At 71.7% G+C, this 16,868-nt stretch carries 15 protein-coding genes and 1 pseudogene; 6 read left to right on the forward strand and 10 right to left on the reverse strand.

The window, feature by feature from the left end; genetic code table 11:
- A complete protein-coding gene (locus tag AC07FN_RS12135) occupies nucleotides 1-1,311 on the reverse strand; it encodes an MFS transporter (RefSeq protein WP_478395657.1) in 1,311 nt (436 codons plus the stop codon).
- A 287-nt stretch (nucleotides 1,312-1,598) separates the two neighbouring features.
- Between AC07FN_RS12135 and AC07FN_RS12140 the strand changes: the two genes are divergently transcribed.
- From AC07FN_RS12140 to AC07FN_RS12150, 3 genes are all read left to right on the forward strand, one after another.
- Nucleotides 1,599-2,006 carry an SSI family serine proteinase inhibitor gene (locus AC07FN_RS12140; protein WP_478395658.1) on the forward strand — a complete coding sequence of 136 codons (408 nt, stop codon included), beginning with the start codon at nucleotides 1,599-1,601 and terminating at the stop codon, nucleotides 2,004-2,006.
- A gap of 98 nt (nucleotides 2,007-2,104) precedes the next feature.
- A complete protein-coding gene (locus AC07FN_RS12145; protein ID WP_132491162.1) occupies nucleotides 2,105-2,497 on the forward strand; it encodes a YidH family protein in 393 nt (130 codons plus the stop codon).
- Nucleotide 2,498: 1 nt separating this feature from the next.
- Complete coding sequence (locus AC07FN_RS12150) at nucleotides 2,499-2,828, forward strand: DUF202 domain-containing protein (RefSeq protein WP_358574416.1); 330 nt, start codon at nucleotides 2,499-2,501, stop codon at nucleotides 2,826-2,828.
- A gap of 1 nt (nucleotide 2,829) precedes the next feature.
- Here the strand turns inward: AC07FN_RS12150 and AC07FN_RS12155 are convergent, their stop codons facing one another.
- The 5 genes from AC07FN_RS12155 to AC07FN_RS12175 all read right to left on the reverse strand — a co-directional run bounded on the left by AC07FN_RS12155 (nucleotide 2,830) and on the right by AC07FN_RS12175 (nucleotide 7,168).
- On the reverse strand, nucleotides 2,830-3,249 hold the full coding sequence (locus AC07FN_RS12155) for an organic hydroperoxide resistance protein (protein WP_478395659.1): 420 nt from the start codon (nucleotides 3,247-3,249) through the stop codon (nucleotides 2,830-2,832).
- Nucleotides 3,246-3,719, reverse strand: a complete 474-nt coding sequence (locus AC07FN_RS12160) for a MarR family winged helix-turn-helix transcriptional regulator (RefSeq protein ID WP_478395660.1) — start codon at nucleotides 3,717-3,719, stop codon at nucleotides 3,246-3,248. The genes AC07FN_RS12155 and AC07FN_RS12160 overlap by 4 nt, the downstream gene beginning before the upstream one ends.
- Before the next feature lie 197 nt (nucleotides 3,720-3,916).
- Complete coding sequence (locus AC07FN_RS12165) at nucleotides 3,917-5,020, reverse strand: 3-dehydroquinate synthase II (RefSeq protein WP_132491154.1); 1,104 nt, start codon at nucleotides 5,018-5,020, stop codon at nucleotides 3,917-3,919.
- 86 nt (nucleotides 5,021-5,106) lie between these two features.
- Nucleotides 5,107-5,919, reverse strand: coding sequence for a 2-amino-3,7-dideoxy-D-threo-hept-6-ulosonate synthase (locus AC07FN_RS12170; RefSeq protein ID WP_478395661.1), 813 nt, complete (start codon nucleotides 5,917-5,919; stop codon nucleotides 5,107-5,109).
- 13 nt (nucleotides 5,920-5,932) lie between these two features.
- On the reverse strand, nucleotides 5,933-7,168 hold the full coding sequence (locus AC07FN_RS12175; RefSeq protein WP_478395662.1) for an aspartate kinase: 1,236 nt from the start codon (nucleotides 7,166-7,168) through the stop codon (nucleotides 5,933-5,935).
- 249 nt (nucleotides 7,169-7,417) lie between these two features.
- Here AC07FN_RS12175 and AC07FN_RS12180 point away from each other — a divergent pair, with 249 nt between their 5' ends.
- Together AC07FN_RS12180 and AC07FN_RS12185 are read left to right on the forward strand one after the other, a co-directional pair.
- The gene (locus AC07FN_RS12180; RefSeq protein ID WP_478395663.1) at nucleotides 7,418-9,361 is read left to right on the forward strand and encodes an FAD/NAD(P)-binding protein; all 1,944 of its coding nucleotides are present in this window, start codon (nucleotides 7,418-7,420) and stop codon (nucleotides 9,359-9,361) included.
- Entirely contained in the window at nucleotides 9,358-10,743 is a 1,386-nt protein-coding gene (locus tag AC07FN_RS12185; RefSeq protein ID WP_478395664.1) for a lyase family protein, read from the forward strand. The genes AC07FN_RS12180 and AC07FN_RS12185 overlap by 4 nt, the downstream gene beginning before the upstream one ends.
- 224 nt (nucleotides 10,744-10,967) lie before the next feature.
- On the opposite strand, the gene AC07FN_RS12190 is transcribed toward AC07FN_RS12185, so the two are convergent.
- On the reverse strand, nucleotides 10,968-12,584 hold the full coding sequence (locus AC07FN_RS12190; protein ID WP_478395665.1) for an FAD-binding oxidoreductase: 1,617 nt from the start codon (nucleotides 12,582-12,584) through the stop codon (nucleotides 10,968-10,970).
- A 440-nt stretch (nucleotides 12,585-13,024) separates the two neighbouring features.
- On the opposite strand from AC07FN_RS12190, the pseudogene AC07FN_RS12195 reads away from it, so the two are divergent.
- Nucleotides 13,025-13,225, forward strand: a pseudogene (locus AC07FN_RS12195) (helix-turn-helix transcriptional regulator); the annotation flags it as partial.
- A 64-nt stretch (nucleotides 13,226-13,289) separates the two neighbouring features.
- Here the strand turns inward: AC07FN_RS12195 and AC07FN_RS12200 are convergent.
- The 3 genes from AC07FN_RS12200 to AC07FN_RS12210 all read right to left on the reverse strand — a co-directional run bounded on the left by AC07FN_RS12200 (nucleotide 13,290) and on the right by AC07FN_RS12210 (nucleotide 16,841).
- The gene (locus AC07FN_RS12200; protein WP_478395666.1) at nucleotides 13,290-14,345 is read right to left on the reverse strand and encodes a methyltransferase; all 1,056 of its coding nucleotides are present in this window, start codon (nucleotides 14,343-14,345) and stop codon (nucleotides 13,290-13,292) included.
- Between the two features lie 80 nt (nucleotides 14,346-14,425).
- Nucleotides 14,426-16,096, reverse strand: a complete 1,671-nt coding sequence (locus AC07FN_RS12205; RefSeq protein ID WP_478395667.1) for a class I adenylate-forming enzyme family protein — start codon at nucleotides 16,094-16,096, stop codon at nucleotides 14,426-14,428.
- Between the two features lie 370 nt (nucleotides 16,097-16,466).
- Nucleotides 16,467-16,841 carry a VOC family protein gene (locus tag AC07FN_RS12210; RefSeq protein ID WP_478395668.1) on the reverse strand — a complete coding sequence of 125 codons (375 nt, stop codon included), beginning with the start codon at nucleotides 16,839-16,841 and terminating at the stop codon, nucleotides 16,467-16,469.
- Between the last annotated feature and the right edge of the window lie 27 nt (nucleotides 16,842-16,868).

Below are 16,868 nucleotides of genomic sequence, written 5' to 3' on the forward strand. Positions count from 1 at the left end.
TCAGATCGTCGCGGGTTCCGCTTCGCGGGCCCAGCGGGTCGGTTCGCCCGTGATGACCAGGCATGTCACCGTGATCAGCGCGCCGATCACCAGGTAGACCGCGATCGGCCAGGACGCTCCGCCGGAGGCGGTCAGCAGTGCCGTCGCCACCACCGGCGACAGCCCGCCGCCCAGCACCGAGCCGCTCTGGTAGCCCAGGGACACGCCGGTGTAGCGGACCTTCGTGGCGAACAGTTCCGCGCAGAACGCCGCCATCGGGCCGAAGACCGCCGCCGAGCCCGCGTATCCCAGCGTCATCGCCAGCACGATCAGCGCCGGGGTCGCGGTGTCCAGCAGCCAGAACATCGGGAACGCGTACAGCGCCAGGAAAATGCCGCCGCCGAGCATCACCTTGGTGCGGCCGAGGCGGTCGGACAGGTGCGAGAACAGCAGGATTCCGGCGATCTGCGCCGCCGATCCGCACAGGCTGCCGAGCAGCATCACGTCGCGGCTGACGCCGAGCTTCTCCGTTCCGTAGGTCAGCAGGAACGTCGTCAGGATGAAGATGAACGTGTTGAAGCCGAGGTTGACACCCGCCGACAGCAGGATCTGCCGCCAGGAACTGGAGAACGCCTCGGCTACCGGCAGGCGGGCTCGCTGTCCGCGTTCCCGGATCTTCGCGAATTCCGGGCTTTCGGCCAGCCGCAGCCGCACGTACAGGCCGACGCCCACGAGCACCAGGCTCACCAGGAACGGGATCCGCCAGCCCCAGGTCAGGAACGCGTCGCCGGAGATCGCGGTCGCGCCGGCGAATGCCCCGGTCGCCAGGAACATGCCGCTCGGGGAGCCCAGGAAGGTCCACCCGCCGTACCAGCCGTGGCGGTGCGGCGGCGCGTGCTCGACGGCCATCAGCACCGCGCCGCCCTGCTCGCCGCCGAGGAAGAAGCCCTGCACTAGCCGCAGCACCACGAGCATCACCGGCGCCCAGACCCCGACCTGCTGGTAGGTCGGGAGCAACCCGATCGCCGCCGTGCACACGCCTGTCACGCTCAGCGTGATGACCAGCATCAGCTTGCGGCCCACCACGTCGCCGAAGTGCCCGATGACCGCCGCGCCGAGGGGCCGCGCGAGGAAGCCCGCGCCGAAGGTGGCGAACGCGAGCAACGCCCCCACCCAGGGGTCTCCCGCCGGGAAGAACAGCTTGTTGAACACCACGGCCGCGGCGGTGCCGTAGATCAGAAAGTCGTAGAGCTCGATGGTGTTGCCCACCGCGCTGGCGAACGCCGCCTTGCGCACCGTGGCGGTGTCCGGCCCCGCAGGTACCGTCGCCATCAGGCCTCCCGTCTGTTGCGGACACCGGAGAGCCGCCCGGCGTCACGTGGTTCCGCACCACAATGACCAGTGATCGACAAAAGGTCCACCACCTTATTGAGCAGCGCACCGCTTGTGGGCGACTTCCCGCCCTGTGGGGCAACGCCTTTTCGTGACGGGTCGTGATGGAAACCGGTTCGGGCGAACCACGTTTCAGTGATCCGCCGTCGCATCTGCCGCATTTCGCTCGACCTCGGCGATAAAGAGAAGCGAATCGTCTGCTTCACCAACCCAGGAGGATTGACGAAATGGCTGCAAAACGGCTCATCGGCCGAACCTTGCTCGCCGCCGCCACGCTGGCCGGCACCGCGCTGGCCCCGGCGCTCGCCCACGCAGAACCCGCGTCGGCCGCGCACGGCAGCATGATGAACCTCTCGGTCCGCGGCGAAGGCCGCGACGACCTCCGGAGCGCGTTCCTGATGTGCGAGCCCGCCGGCGGCTCGCATCCGCACGCGCAAGACGCGTGTTCGGCGCTCAGAGACGTCAACGGCGACTTCAACCTGCTCAGCACCGGTAACTCCACGTGTCCGCTGGTGTACCGACCGGTGACGCTCATCGCGCAGGGCAGGTGGCAGGGCAAGCCGGTCACCTTCGAGAAGACCTACTCGAACGAATGCGTCGCCGGAGCCGCGACCGGCAAGGTGTTCTCGTTCTGAGGCTGCTGTCGGGCCCCGCCGCGTGCGGGGCCCGACGCGTGCCGTGACCTGTGGAACACGCCCTCTCGCCGTACCGCCGTTCGGGTTACCGTGACCCCATGGCGACCGATCGAGAAGACTGCGATTCCCGCTGGCCGCGACGGCTGTACCGGGACGGCTCCGATCCCGACCCGAGGTTCACCCTGGCCAACGAGCGCACCTTCCTGGCGTGGATCCGCACCGCGCTGGCGCTGATGGCCGGCGGCGTCGGCGTCGAGGCGCTGAGCGCGGCCACCGGTCAGCCGAGTCCACTGCGGACCGCGTTGGCGGTCCTGCTGCTGCTCGCCGGGGTGCTTTGCAGTGCAACGGCTTTCACGCGCTGGTGGACCACCGAGCGGGCGCTGCGGCGCGGCCGACCGCTGCCTGCGCCGCGGCTGGCGCCGGTCCTCGGCTACGGGCTCGGCGCGATCGGCGTGGCCGCCTGCGTGCTCTTGTTCGTGACCGGGTTCTGACGTGGCGCGCCCCGACGGGCCCTGGGATCCGGGGCTGCAGGTCGAGCGGACCACCCTCGCGTGGCTTCGCACCGCGCTCGCGTTCGTCGTCGGAATGCTGGTGCTGCTGCGGCTCCTCGCGCACGAGAGCGTCATCGCGGCGGCGGTTTGCGCCGCGCTCACCCTGCCGCTCGGGCTTGCCATCAGCTGGCTCGTCTGGCACCGGCACCTCCGGGGCGAACGCAGGCTGCACGCCGAGACCCCGCTGCCCGGCGGGGCGCTGCCGGCGGCGGTCGCCGTCTTGGCGGTGCTCGCCGGCAGCTCCGGCCTGATCTACGTGCTGTTCTCCTGAGTCAGGCGACCCGCAGTTCGATCTCGACGTTGCCGCGGATCGCGTTCGAGTACGGGCAGACTTGGTCCGCCGCGGCGACGAGCTCTTGCGCCTGCTCGCGCGGCACGCCCGCCAGGTCGACGACCAGGCCGACGCTGAGGCCGAATCCGCCGGCGTCGTTGCGGCCGATGCCGACCTGGGCGGTGACCGACGAATCGGCGATGTCGGCCTTGGCGCGGCGCGCCACCACCTGGAGCGCGCCGTGGAAGCACGCCGCGTACCCAGCGGCGAAGAGCTGTTCGGGGTTGGTCGCCGCACCGCCCGGGCCGCCCATCTCCTTCGGCACCGCGAGGTCGAGGTCCAGGACGCCGTCCGAGGACCGGGTCCGGCCGTCCCGGCCCGCGCCGGTCGCCGTCGCTTCGGCCGTGTAGAGCACTGTCATCGCTGACCCTCCCGCTTGTCTTCCGCCTGTTGTCGCGCCGCCGAATCCAGGGCGGCCGTCAGGCGTTCCAATGTGGACTTCAGTTGTTCGAGCTCGTCGACCCGCAGTCCGGTCGCGTCCACCATCCGGTCCGGGATGCATCGGGCCTGCGCCCGCATTTCCGCACCGTCCGCCGTCAGCGCGACCGCCACGGACCGCTCGTCCGCGAAGCTGCGTTGACGCGTGATCAGGCCGCGCGCCTCCAGCCGCTTCAGCAGCGGCGACAAGGTGCCGGAGTCGAGCCGCAGAGCGGCGCCGAGCTCCTTGACCGTCACCGACTCGTGCTCCCACAGCACCAGCATCACGAGGTACTGCGGGTAGGTGAGCCCGAGCTCTTCCAGGACCGGCCGGTACAGGCCGGTGAACGCCCGCGAAGCGCTGTACAGCGCGAAGCAGACCTGCCGGTCCAACGCCAACCTCGACTCATCCACAGGGACAAGGTAGCTCGAAATTCAGTTGTGCACAACTCAGTTGTGTGCCGCCGATTGTGAGCATGGGAACTTTCCTGTCACCCCACCCACCCGCGGCCCGGCTGACAGCATGGGAACTTTCCTGTCACCCCACCCCCGCGCAGCGAAGGGCCCTCGCCGCCGGGAGCCGGTGGCGAGGGCCCTTCACCTGCGTCGGGTCACTTCTCCAGGCAGAACTCCTTGATCGGGTAGCCGACGTGGCGGTCCTCCGCCGGCAGGTAGCCGAGCAGCCGGTCGCCCGGCTTGAGCTCCGTGCTGTTGAGGACCACTCCGCCCGGGCCCAGCACCCGGACGTGCCAGTCGTCCTGCAGGATCAGGTTCACCTGCTGGCCCGTGGTGCTGACCGCCTCGATCGAGATCAGCGGCCGGCTCTCGATCTTGACGCGGCCGACCGTGACCACCCGGGTGCGGCCCTTGGTGTCCACCGCGAGCACCTTGCTGCCCGACTTCAGCTCGCTCAGGTAGTTGGTGCGGCCCTGGTGGGACACGGTGTAGGAGTGGATGGCCCCGGCGTTGACGCGGAACGGGCGGGTCGGCATGTACGGCAGCGGGTGCGTTTCGCTGACGCAGAGGATCATGCCCTTGGAGTGGGAGCCGACGAGGATGCCCTCGTCCTCGCGGAAGTAGGTGCAGGTGTCCACGCACGCCCGCTCGCCCATGCCGACGTGCTCGGTGCGCACTACCTCAAGTTCGGTCAGCTCCAGGTCGGCCGAGCCGCCCGCTGACGCCGCGACCAGGTCGGTAGCGTCGCCGACGCGCTGCGGCTTGAGCAGCACGCCGTCCGAGCCGTGCTCCAGAACACCGAAGACGATCTCGGCCTCCTCCACGTCTTCGACGACCGTGACGATGCTGCCGGAGGCGCCGGCCGCGGCGGCGAGCACGATCTCCAGCGGGATCTTCGTCGGGTCGCGGAACCACAGCACGCTCCACCGCTGGGTGCGCGCCGCCTCGCAGGCGACCTCCAGCGTCGGCGCGTCGACGATCTCCACGAACGGCCCGAACTCGACGCCCGGGTGGCGGGCCGCAAGCACCGCCGGGTCGCCGTGGCGCTCCGGGTCGACGATCACCACGTCCGCCGGCCCCAGGTCGTCGGGCAGCGGGCCGCGCGGCAGCAGCACCTTGCGCACCGTCGGCGGCAGGTCGACCAGCTCGCCGGGCTCGTCGGCCACGATGGCGCTCACCCGCTGGTGCACCGCCTCCTCGACGATGGCGGTCTTGATCTCGGCGTCGACACCTCGGATGTCCAACCACGTCAGTCTCATCACGCGCTCCTCGGTCAGGTCTCGGTGACTGTTGGCGGAACTCGGTTCGCGCAGGCGGTCCCCCGCGCTGGGTGGGGCCGGGCTGGTCAGGAGGCCAGTTCCGGCACCAGGTCGTCGGCGAACTCGCGGGCGGGGTGGATCAGCGCCGCCACCCGGCGGGCCCGCTCCCCGGGATCCGGGGCCTCGAAGATGTTGCGCCCCATCGCCACGCCTGCCGCGCCTGCGCGCAGTACTCCCTCGACATGGGCGAGGACTTTCGCTTCGTCGTCGACGCGCGGGCCGCCCGCCGCGACGATCGGCGCGGGGCAGGAGTCCACCACTTCGGCCATGGCCTCGACCGTGCCCGGGTAGACGGTCTTGACCAGGTCCGCGCCCAGGTCGGCCGCGAGGGTGGCGGCGTGCGCGACGAGCCGCACGTCGCGCGGGTCGGTGATCTGCGGGCCGCGCGGGTAGATCATCGCCATCAGCGGCAGGTTCCAGGCGTCGCACGCCTCCGCGACGGCGGCGAGGTCGGCGACCTGGCGGCGTTCCTCCGTCGAGCCCAGGTTGACGTGCACGCTCACCGCGTCGGCGCCCAGCCGCAGCGCGGTTTCCACGCTGGCGACGAGGTACTTGGCGTCGGGGTCCGGCGCGTGCGCCGTGCTGGCGCTGAGGTGCACGATCAGCGACATGTTCACGAACGCCGCCGGGTCGATGTAGCGCAGCGCGCCCTTGTGCAGCACGATCGCGTCGACGCCGTTGGCGGCCAGCTGCGGCGTGAGGGTCGCCGGGCCGCCGGGCGTCGGTAACGGTCCGTCGGTGACGGAGTGGTCCATCGGCACCAGGAGCAGGCGGTCGTCGCCGTTTCGCGACATCCGCCGGAGCCTCAGCTGCGCGCCGAACGATCGGGTGGTGGACACCGGGTCCTCCTGTTCACGAGGTGGGGACGGGATCGGGGCGGGGTCGGTCCAGTTCGAATTCGTCGTGCAGCGCGGCCACCGCCGCCGCGGTGTGCTCGGCCGGTACCAGCACCGAGACGCGCAACTGGTTGGTGTGCAAGGAGTTCGCGGTCACACCCAGGTCTTCGAGGGTGCGCAGCACCCGCACGGCGTATTCCGGCCGGGTGAGCATTCCGGTGCCCAGCAAGGAGATCTTGCCGAGTTCGCGCTGCACCGCCACGTCGCGGCCGGCGTCCGGCACGGCCAGTTCCACCTGCCGCCGCGCCTGGTGTACGGCGGCGCCGGCGACCGTGAAGCTCAGCGCCGGCCGGTCGTCCGCCCAGGTCACCAGGTCGACCGGGATGACCTGGTCGGCGATGGCGCGCAGTGCTCGGTGCGGTCGTTCCGGGTCGTCGGGGTCGAGCCGGATGGTGAACCGGGCGATGTCCGCGTCGTGGGTGATCGCGGCGACGAAGCCTTCCTTCTCCAGCATGCCGATGGGGCTCCCTCCGGTGATCGTGGTGCCGGGGCGGTCGTGCATGGCGCTCGCCACGAGCAGCGGCACGTTGCGGACCGCGGCGAGTTCCACGGCTCGCGCGTGCAGCACCCGCGCCCCGGCGAAGGCCATCTCGGCCATCAGCGGCGCCGCGATCTCCGGCAGCGGACGTGCCTGCGGAACCAGCCTGGGGTCGGCGGTGTAGACGGCGTCGACGTCCGTGTAGATCTCGCACCGGGCGTCGAGCGCAGCGGCGAGCGCCACCGCGGTCGTGTCGGAGCCGCCGCGGCCCAGCGTGAACAGCTCTCCCGCCGGGTCGATGCCCTGGAAGCCGGCGACGACCACGACGGAGCCGCGTTCGAGGTGGGCGCGCACCGCCCGGGTGTCGATGGTGTCGATCAGGGCGGCGCCGTGCGGCCCGGTGGTCCGGATGCCCGCCTGCGCGCCGGTGAGCGAGACGGCTCGGGTGCCCCGGCGGTGCAGGGCGGTGGCCACCAGGGCGGCCGAGGCCACCTCGCCGGTGGCCAGCAGTTGATCGGTTTCCCGCGGCGCGGGGTGCGGGTGTAGCTGCTTGGCGTCGGCCAGCAGGCGGTCGGTGGTGTCGCCGCGGGCCGAGACGACCGCGACCGTCGGGCGACCGGTCTGCCGGGCGGCGTCGATGCGCTCGGCCACCCGGCGAACGTGTTCGGCGGTGCTCAGCGAGGTGCCGCCGTACTTCTGCACCAATGGTTTCATCGACACCTCATCGCGAGGGGCGCGCCGCAGCCGACGCCGGGACGAAACGTTCTGTCGTGCAACATCTTTCTAATCGACCGCTTCGTCGAGGGGCATCGCGGGAACACGTGATTGTCGTGGTGGCGGGCTGATTTGCCGCGCGATATCACGGAAAGACGTGCTGCGCGGCGCGTGCTCGCGCGCGTTGAATCGGGCGGTGCGATGTCGGCCGGGAGATTCGAGGATGCCGTGCGATCGAGGGGAACTCCGATGCGGATCTGCGTGATCGGTGCGGGCCCGCGGGGCCTGATGGTGCTGGAGCGGATCTGTGCCAACAGCCGCGAACTCGTCGGCCCGGCGGAGCCGGTCGAGGTCCACCTGGTGGATCCGCACGTGGGTGCGGGTGGCCGGGTGTGGTGGACCGGGCAGAGCTCGCTGCTGCTGATGAACACGGTCGCCTCGCAGGTCACCGTGTTCACCGACGACAGCGTGGAGTGCGAGGGACCGCTCCGGCCCGGGCCGAGCCTGCACGAGTGGGCGCGCGCCGATCCGGACGAGGTTCCGCTCGGGCCGGACGACTACCCGACGCGCGCCTCGTTCGGCCGCTACCTGGCGTGGTTCCTGGACCACGTGATCGCGACCGCGCCGCCCAACGTGACCGTCCGGCTGCACGCCGAGACCGCCGTCGCGCTGCAGGACGACGCGCAGCACCAGCGGGTCCGGCTCGCCGACGGCAGCGTGCTGACGGCGGATGCCGTGGTGCTCGCGCAGGGGCACGTCGACGCCGAGTCCGCCGGTGCGCCGCGCGATCTCGCGGAGTTCGCGCGGCGGTACCGGTTGCGCTACGTGCCGCCGAGCAATCCGTCCGAAGTGGACCTTTCGTCGATCGTCCCTGGCGAACCGGTCGGGCTTCGCGGTCTGGGCTTGAACTTCTTCGACTACCTGGCGTTGCTGACCGCCGGGCGCGGCGGCCGGTTCGTGCCGGCCGGCGGGAAGCTGCGCTACATCCCTTCCGGTCGCGAGCCGGTGTTGTACGCCGGTTCGCGCCGGGGCGTGCCGTACCACGCGCGCGGGCGGAACCAGAAAGGCGTGTCGGGGCGGCATGAACCGCTGTTCCTGACGCCGGAGGTGATCGCCGGGCTTCAGCAGCGGGCCGCCGAGGGCGCCGCGCCGGGTTTCCTGGACGACGTGTGGCCGCTGGTGTCCAAAGAGGTCCGAGCGGTGTACTACATGACCTGGATCGGGCAGCACCGCAGCGCGAGCACCGCCCGGGTCTTCCGCCGGGACTACCTGCGCGCGATCGACGACGAGATCGCCGAGCGCTGGGTGCTGCGCCGCTACGGCGTGCCGCCGGGCGAGTGGTGGGACTGGGACCGGGTGACGCGTCCCTGCGCCGGGCGGGTCTTCGCCGGCCGCGACGAGTTCCACGGCTGGCTGCTGGAGCACCTGGAACGCGATCTCGTCGAGGCCGAGGTGGGCAACGTCGCCGGGCCGCTGAAGGCGGCGCTGGACGTGCTGCGGGATCTGCGCAACGAGATCCGGCTGGTCATCGACCACGGCGGGATCGCAGGCGGCTCCTATCGGGACGAGGTGCAGCGCTGGTACACCGGGGAGAACGCGTTCCTGTCGATCGGTCCGCCGGCGCGGCGGATCGCCGAGCTGATCGCGCTGGTCGAGGCGGGTGTGGTGCACGTGCTCGGCCCCGGCATGCGGGTGTCGGCCGTGGATGCGTCGTTCGTGGTCTCCGCGCGTGGCGTGGCGGCGCCGCCGGTGCCGGTGACGACGCTGATCGAGGCCCGGTTGCCGGAGCCGGACCTGCAGCGTTCTGCCGATCCGCTGCTGAGCTGGCTGCGCCGGACGGGGCAGTGCGTGGCGTACCGGATCGCCGATCCGGACGGCGCTTTCCGGACCGGTGGGCTGGCGGTGACGCGCCGCCCGTACCACCTGATCGACGCCGCCGGCCGCCCGCATCCGCGGCGCTTCGCGTTCGGGGTGCCGACCGAGGCCGTGCACTGGGTGACCGCGGCCGGGGCGCGGCCCGGCGTGAACTCCGTGAGCCTGGCCGACGCGGACAGCGTCGCGCGGGCGTGCCTGTCGGTGCCGCGCAGCGAGCCCGGCCCGCGGCGGGCCGCGTTGTACGCCGACTACCACAATCCGCTCGCCTGGTTGCCGACCAGCGCGCCGCGGCGAGCGCGTGAGGGGGCGGCCCGATGAGCCCCGGGTTGGATGCGGGCCTGCTTTCCCCGGTGTGGGCGGGCACTCCCGTGCACGCCGCGACCTCCGACGGCGCGTGGCTGGCGGCGATGCTGCGGGTGGAGGTGGCACTGGCGCGGGTGCAGGCGCGGCTCGGGGTGATCCCGGGATCCGCGGTCGCGGTGATCGAGTCGGTGGCGCGGCCGGAGCGGTTCGACCTCGGCGAGCTGGCGGTGCGGGCGCGCGAGGCCGCCAACCCGGTGGTGCCGCTCGTGTCGACGCTGACCTCGCTGGTGGCCGCGGAAAGCCCGGCGGCCGCCGACCACGTGCACCGCGGCTGCACCAGTCAGGATGTGCTGGACACCGCGTCCATGCTGGTCACCAGGCGGGCGCTCGCCGAGATCGAGTCCTGTTTGGACCGTTGCGCGGCCGCCTTCGCGGCGCTGGCGGAGCGGCATCGGGACACGCCGATGGCGGGCCGGACGCTGACGCAGCACGCGGTGCCGACGACGTTCGGGCTCAAGGCGGCCGGCTGGCTGGCCGGGGCCGGCGAGGCGCGCCGCCGGGTGCACCGGCTGCGCACCGAGGGGCTGCCGGTGTCGGTCGGCGGCGCGGGCGGCACCGCCGCCGCCTACGCGGCATATGCGCAGGCGGCCACCGGCGCCGATCTCGTGGGCGAGCTCGTCGAGGGCATGGCGGGCGAGCTCGGGCTCGCGGTGCAGGCCGTGCCGTGGCACACGCAGCGGGTGCCGCTGGCGGATCTCGGCTGGGCGCTCAGCGTCGTCGCCGGGGTGCTGGGCAAGTTCGGCGCGGACGTGCAGGTGCTGTGCCGCACCGAGGTCGGCGAGGCCGTCGAGCCTGGCCCGGCCGGGCGCGGGGCCTCGTCGGCGATGCCGCAGAAGCGCAATCCCGTGCTGTCGACGCTGGTCGTGGCCGCCGCGCGGCAGGTCGCCCCGGCGGCGGGGGTGCTGGCCCAGTGCATGCTCGCCGAGGACGAACGTCCGGCGGGGGCCTGGCACGCCGAGTGGCAGCCGATGCGGGATTGCCTGCGCGCGGCGGGCGGCGCGGCGCACACGTCCGCCGAACTGGCCGAGGGCCTCGCGGTGTTCCCCGCCAGGATGCTGGAGAACCTGCACCAGACCGGTGGCGCGATCGTCGCCGAGCGGGTCAACGTCGCGCTGGCCCCGGTGCTCGGCAAGGTCCGCGCGAAGCAGGTGCTGGCCCGCATCTCGGCCGAGGCCGCCGCCGGGCGCGGCACGTTCGACCAGCTGCTCGCGGCCGCACCCGAGCTCCGGGAGTCCGATGTGGACGCGGAGGCGGTGCGGGAGCTGCTCGCCCCGCAGAACTACCTCGGCGCGGCGTCCTGGTTCGTGACGCGCGCCCTCGACGAGTACGGCACCTGATCACGAGTTGCGGCGCTTTCGCGCGAAACCGGCCTGTTCGTAGGGGCCGACGCCTTTTCGCGCGAAATCGGCGTTTGCCGTGCGTGGGGTGCGGTGATTCCGCGAAATCACCGCACCCCGCGCGTGCCGTGGTGATTCGCCGCGAAATCGCCGCCCGGCACAGCCCGGTCCTGACGCGAGTCGGCCGCGGGTGGCGTTGCCTCCCGCGGCCGCTGCGCGTCCGGTCAGGGCAGCCTGATCGACTGGGCGTGCTTGAACACGTCCCTCGGGTCGTAGGCCTTCTTCGCCTGCTGCAGGCGCCGGTAGTTCCCCTTGAAGTACAGGTCGTGCCACGGGACGCCCGAGGCGTTCCACGCCGGGTCGCTGATGTCGATGTCGCAGTAGTTGATGAAGCAGCCGTCGGTGACGTCGTTGGGCACCGGCACGCCGCCGGTGTCCCGGTAGACGGCCTGGTAGAACCGCTGGTGCCAGCCCACGTGGCGGTCGTCGTCCGCGGGGCCCTGCCAGGCGGTGCCCCACAGCAGCTTCATCACCGAGTCGCGGTGCGGGTTGGCGGTCGCGTCGGGCGCGACGGTGTTGACCTTGCCGCCGAAGGACGCGATCGACACCACGAACGGCAGCTGCGCGTAGTCGGTGTTGGTCAGCTGCTCGTACAGCGCGGCGATCTGCGCGTCGGTGAAGCCCTTGCGGTGGTAGCTGGACTTGTACTTGTAGCGGTCGGTCGGGTTGCTCATCCACATCCCGGGCCAGCCGGTCGCGTGCAGCCACGGCAGCTTCCGGTGGTCGGTGACGGTGGGCGTCACGCCGACGCCTTCGCCGACCGCGTTGAGGAAGTCGTTGAGCAGCCGCGCCGCGTTGGGCAGGCCCGCGTCGATCTGCACGACCAGGTGGAACGGGCCGTACGCGCGGGTCGTCAGCTCCAGCCGGGAGAACAGCCCGGTGTAGGGGCTGTCCGGGCCGCTGTTGCGCTCCATCCAGGTGCCGTAGTTGCGCAGCAGCCGGGCGAACCGCTCGGGCGTCATCTGGTCCCAGGCCCACTCGCGGCGGTGGATCCACGCCTCCCGCGGCGGGACCGGCAGCAGCTTCGCCGGGTCGGTGCCGGTGGCGTTCGGGGCGCGGAACCAGAACCGCGTGACGACGCCGAAAGCACCACCGCCGCCGCCGGTGTGCGCCCACCACAGCTCGCGGTTGGGGTCGTTGGCCTCCCGGGTCGCGACGATCGCCCGCGCGTTCCCGCCGGCGTCGACCACCACGACCTCCACCGCGTACACGTGGTCGCTGATGTAGCCGTGCCGGCGGCTCAGCGGCCCGTAGCCGCTGCCGGTGACGTGCCCGCCGACGCCGACGGTGTAGCAGGAGCCGCCGGGCAGGCAGACGCCCCACCGCTTGTAGAGCGTGTCGTAGACGTCGCCCAGCTCCGCGCCCGCCTCGACCATGATCGCGTTCATCCTGGTGTCGTGGGCGATCGCGTTCATCTGCGTCATGTCGATGAGGACCCGCACGTCGGGGTTGTCGACGAAGTTCTCGTAGCAGTGCCCGCCGCTGCGCACGCCGATGCGCTTGCCGCGCCGCGCCGCGTCGCCGACGGCCGCGACCACCTGCTCCGTCGTGGACGGCAGGCACACGCTTTCGGGGTTGCTCACGAATCGCTGGTTCTGGCCCCGGGTCAGGCCGGCGAAGCGGACGTCCGCGGGGCCGACGGTGATGGCCGGGTTGGCGGCCGGTCCCACCTGCTGCGGAACGGTTGGTGCCGCGAGTGCTTCGGTGGTGGAGAGGACGGCGGCCGAGCCGCCGAGCGCCGCAGTCCAGGTGAGCAGGTTGCGGCGCGATAACGCGCTCATGCGAACTCCTCCGAGAGTGACTTGGTCCCCTGCGCCGTCGCGATCCGCGGACAGGCCGGACCGGCATCGACCTCATGGAGCAAAGGGCGGATGACGCAGAGTCGCGGCCGCAGCGTCGATCACGGGCGGCTACACCCAATCGTGTAGATCCCTGCGCCAAAGGACATCACGTGATCACGTGATTGACTCACTCTCGGTGGCTGCCCCGTTCGGCCTACCCGGATGACGGGACCCGGCCACGCGACTACGACCACGCGCCCGCCGCGGCGGCCCGGGCTACGTAGTCGCCGAAGTCGACCGGTGCGCGCCACAGGCCCTCGTCGAAGTTCTGGTTGAAGTTGTTCGGGTGGACGATCGGACATGTTCCGCGTACGCGAAGCCATGGCCGCCCCGCGCCGCCGCCGGTTGACTGCTTCCCACGACGACACAAGCGGATTCGATCCTGGTGCGTCGACTGGCGGATGACCTTGGCCGCCGACCTGCTGGCCGAATCCACCGACCCGGTCGCCGCGATCGCGCATCGGGTCGGATACGCGGACGCCTTCGGCTTCAGCGCGGCTTTCAAGCGGTTCCACGGCGTCAGCCCCAGCAAGTACCGCCAGGACGACGAATCAGCGATCCAGTGTGGACGATACACATAGGACACATTTCCGAACGAGGACCGTGCCCGGCCGGGAATCGGCCGGGCACGGTCCTCGCGAACGGTCAGGCGGGGGAGGCCACCAGCACGCTGGTCGGGGAGCTCGTCGCCCGCGTCTCCTCGTGGCGCAGGCCCGCCTTCTCGAACAGCGCCGTCAGCTCCGGCTCCGTCCGGACGTGGCCCGACAGCAGGCTCAGCATCACGATGTCCTCGAACTTGCCGAAGTGCGGGGTGTCGCCCGGCGGCAGCACCTCGTCGATCACCAGCAGCTTGCTCTCCGGCGACATCGCCGCCCGGATGTTGCGCAGGATGCTGATCGCGTCCTCGTCCTTCCAGTCGTGGATGGTCCAGGACAGCACGTACACGTCGCCGCCGGTCGGCACCGAGTCGAAGAAGTCGCCGCCGGCGCACGTCGCGCGATCGGACAGGCCCGCCGCCCGCAGCACCTCTTCGGCCTCCGGCACCACCCGCGGCAGGTCGAAGACCTCCGCCGTCATCTCCGGGTAGCGCGCCAGGATGGTGGCCACCAGGTGTCCCTGCCCGCCCGCGACGTCGACGAGGTGCCGCACGCCCGTCAGGTCGTAGGCCTCCAGCATCGCCGAGTTCACCATCCGGGCCATGCTGCCCATCGCGTCGTTGAACAGCTTCGCCAGCTCGGGGTGGTCGGCGAAGTGCGCCCACCACCCGCGGCCGTGCACGTGCTCGAAGGCCGGGCGGCCGCTGCGCAGGCTGTAGGCGAGCGCGCCGAAGGAGCGCTGCCGCTCCGGCAGCCCGACGTAGCGGGCCAGGGCGCGCATGGAGCCTTCGCCGTCGCTGCGCAGCGTGGCCGCGAGCGGCGTCAGGTCGAACACCCGGTGCTCGACCTCGGTGAACACCCCGACGCTGGCCAGCGCCCGCAGGCCCCGGTAGAGGCTGTCGGCGTCCGCCTCGACGCGCGCGGCGATGTCGTCGACGTGCGTCGGCTCGCCGTGGATCGCGTCCGCGACGCCGAGCTCGGCCACGGCGATCAGCAGCTGGCTGACCAGCGAGCTGTAGAGCATTTCGTACATGCGGACCGCGGGCGGCGCCTGCGTTCCTTCCGAGAGCACGCCGTAGGGCGTCGCCGAGCCGGGTTCGTTCATGACTCCCCTTCCCCATCCGGGCGCAGGCACGCCCGGGCGCAGTGATCGAGAAACGGTTTGCGCCGCTCGTAGAACGGGCGTCAGACGTTGGTGGTGATCAGGTGGTCGGCGAAGCGTTCGCGGAGTTGCCGCTTGAGGACCTTGCCGGTGGCGCCGGTCGGGAAGTCCGCGTCGCCGCGGGCGACCACCGATCCGTCTACTTCGGACAGTCCGGCGGCGGTGAGCGCCGCGTTGATCGACGCGGTCAGGTCCGCCACCGGCTCGGCGTCGGGGTGCAGGCGCACCACGGCCAGCGGCACCTGCGCGCCGGGCGAGCGGGGATCGCTGACCCCGATCACCGAGCAGTCCGCCGCGAACCGGCAGCCGATGAGGATCGCCTCCTCCAGCGGCAGGCTGTAGACCGGGCCGTCGGAGGTGCGGATCACGTCGGGCACCCGGTCGAGGTGGATGAACCGGCCGCGTTCGTCGCGGTAGACGACGTCGCCGGTCAGCCAGTAGCCGGCGAACGACGACTTCACCGTCTGCTCGGTGTTGTTCCAGTAGCCGGGGGTCCGGGTCGGGGTCAGCACGCCCAGCCGCCCGGCGCGGCCCGGCCCGAGCTCGCGGCCGTCGTCGTCCAGGACCACGGCGCGGCGCACCACCTTGATCGGCGTGCCCACGCAGCGGCCGTAGTCGGTGCTGCCGAGCTCGCTGACCTTGCGGAACAGCGCCATGCCCATCTCCGACGAGCCGAGCCCGTCGATGAACCGGCTGCCCGGCCGGGACCGGAGCAGGCCGGGGCGGCGGCCGTGCCGGATGAGCGCCTTGATGTGCGCCTCGTGCGCGGCGTCGCCGGTGTTGATCCACGTGTGCACGTGCCGGGCGTCGGCCGCGTCCAGGCCGGTTTCGGCGAGGTCGGCCCAGGTTTGCGGGAACGCGGCGACGATGGTCGGCCGGAACCGGCGCATCGCCGCCCGCACCGCCGGGCCCCCGGTGTCGGCCATCACCAGCGTCGGCAGGCCGAGCAGGGTCGCGGTCATCAGGTAGCTGATGCCCGCCGAGTGCGACTGCGGCAGCGCGGTGAGCAGCCGGTTGCGGGCCGCCGGCGGGAAGTTCCACAGCCGCCCGCGCTTGCCGAGGAAGAACTGGCGGTGGCCGAAGCTGGCGGCCTTCGGCGGGCCGGTGGTGCCGGAGGTGTGGCAGACCATCACCAGGTCGTCGTCGGCGTGGACGTACGGGAAGACGCCGGGATGGGTGGCGTCGGCGGCGGGCGTGGTGGGCAGCGCGGTCGGCTCGGTGTGGAACGCGAGCCGCCCGGTGTCCAGGCCGGCGTCGCGCAGCCGTTCGAGTCGGGGCCCGTCGGCCACGACGCCGAGCGCGCCGATGCGGCCGAGGTACTCGGCCGCGACCTCCGGCTTCATCCGGCCGTTGACCAGCGCGGCGATCGCGCCGAGCGAGGTCAACGCCAGGAAGTGCAGGAACGAGTCGACGCCTTCCGGGACGTGCACGCCGACCACGTCGCCCTTGCCGACGCCGTGCGCGTGGTACCAGGCCGCGTAGGCGTTGCGCACCTCCACCAGCCGGGCGAGGCTGTAGGCCTCGATCTCGCCTTCCGGCCGCTGGGCGAACAGGAACGCCCGGTCCGGGGCGGGGTTGTGCGCCGCCGCGCGGTCCAGGAAGTTGCCCATCCCCAGTTCCCGGTCCAGCAGCAACTTCAGCCGCGCGGGCAACGGAAGGCGCGCGTCGGGACGGATGTTCTCGAGTGCGATCATGCTGGTGCTCCTTCGGGGACCGCCCGGGGCGCGAACCGGCCCGGGCGGACGGCAGGAGGAAACGGCACGGCGCACCGCGAACGGGGCCGCGCCGACGAACACAATCGTCCACAGGGGACAAATCCCTGTTTCTTGAGCGGCGCGGGACCAGACCTGCACCGCCTCGGGTTCTCAGACGTCGTCTGGCGAGGACAGCCCCGACGCCTCGTATGGACCGGCCAGGCGGCGGCCGCAATTCCCGCAGGAGGCCGCCACCCGCACCGCCAAGCAGAACCAGTCCGGAAGCAGTCCCTCGGAGGGCTTCTCGCGAAGACGCGGCGAGAAGGCCTCCGAGGTTCCGCCGCCCGCGCCGCCGCGCAGGACGGGCCTGCTAGACGGGCTGACCTTCGTAGACGGTGATCAGGTAGCCGTCGGGGTCCTCGAAGATGAACTCACGGCCGCAGGAACCGTCGCAGATCGGCTTGCTGATCGGCACGCCGGCGGCGGTGAGCTGCTCGTGCAGCTTGTCGGGGTTCTCCGCCTTGATCCAGACGACGACGCCGTGCCCGACCTTGGCGACCTCGTCGAGGTCGATGGTGGCCTGGCGCAGCGCGATGCGGATGGGCGCGGCGGCCAGCACCGCCGCTTTGGGCACCTTGGATTCCACAGTGGAGAATCCGACGACCTCGGTGTAGAACCGCCGCGCCCGCTCCAGGTCGCGCACCTGCAGGGTCAGGAAGTCCGGTCCGACTACGTTTGTGGACACCACAGCTCCTAACGGGAATCGGGTGAT

Source organism: Saccharopolyspora sp. NPDC045941 (assembly GCF_056431445.1).

What these genes read in the sequence shown, in the direction of transcription:
- AC07FN_RS12205 (WP_478395667.1), bottom strand. Translation starts at nt 16,096, where the DNA reads ATGATCGCACTCGAGAACATCCGTCCCGACGCGCGCCTTCCGTTGCCC.
- AC07FN_RS12185 (WP_478395664.1), top strand. Translation starts at nt 9,358, where the DNA reads ATGAGCCCCGGGTTGGATGCGGGCCTGCTTTCCCCGGTGTGGGCGGGC.
- AC07FN_RS12190 (WP_478395665.1), bottom strand. Translation starts at nt 12,584, where the DNA reads ATGAGCGCGTTATCGCGCCGCAACCTGCTCACCTGGACTGCGGCGCTC.
- AC07FN_RS12180 (WP_478395663.1), top strand. Translation starts at nt 7,418, where the DNA reads ATGCGGATCTGCGTGATCGGTGCGGGCCCGCGGGGCCTGATGGTGCTG.
- AC07FN_RS12175 (WP_478395662.1), bottom strand. Translation starts at nt 7,168, where the DNA reads ATGAAACCATTGGTGCAGAAGTACGGCGGCACCTCGCTGAGCACCGCC.
- AC07FN_RS12135 (WP_478395657.1), bottom strand. Translation starts at nt 1,311, where the DNA reads ATGGCGACGGTACCTGCGGGGCCGGACACCGCCACGGTGCGCAAGGCG.
- AC07FN_RS12165 (WP_132491154.1), bottom strand. Translation starts at nt 5,020, where the DNA reads ATGAGACTGACGTGGTTGGACATCCGAGGTGTCGACGCCGAGATCAAG.
- AC07FN_RS12145 (WP_132491162.1), top strand. Translation starts at nt 2,105, where the DNA reads ATGGCGACCGATCGAGAAGACTGCGATTCCCGCTGGCCGCGACGGCTG.
- AC07FN_RS12140 (WP_478395658.1), top strand. Translation starts at nt 1,599, where the DNA reads ATGGCTGCAAAACGGCTCATCGGCCGAACCTTGCTCGCCGCCGCCACG.
- AC07FN_RS12155 (WP_478395659.1), bottom strand. Translation starts at nt 3,249, where the DNA reads ATGACAGTGCTCTACACGGCCGAAGCGACGGCGACCGGCGCGGGCCGG.
- AC07FN_RS12200 (WP_478395666.1), bottom strand. Translation starts at nt 14,345, where the DNA reads ATGAACGAACCCGGCTCGGCGACGCCCTACGGCGTGCTCTCGGAAGGA.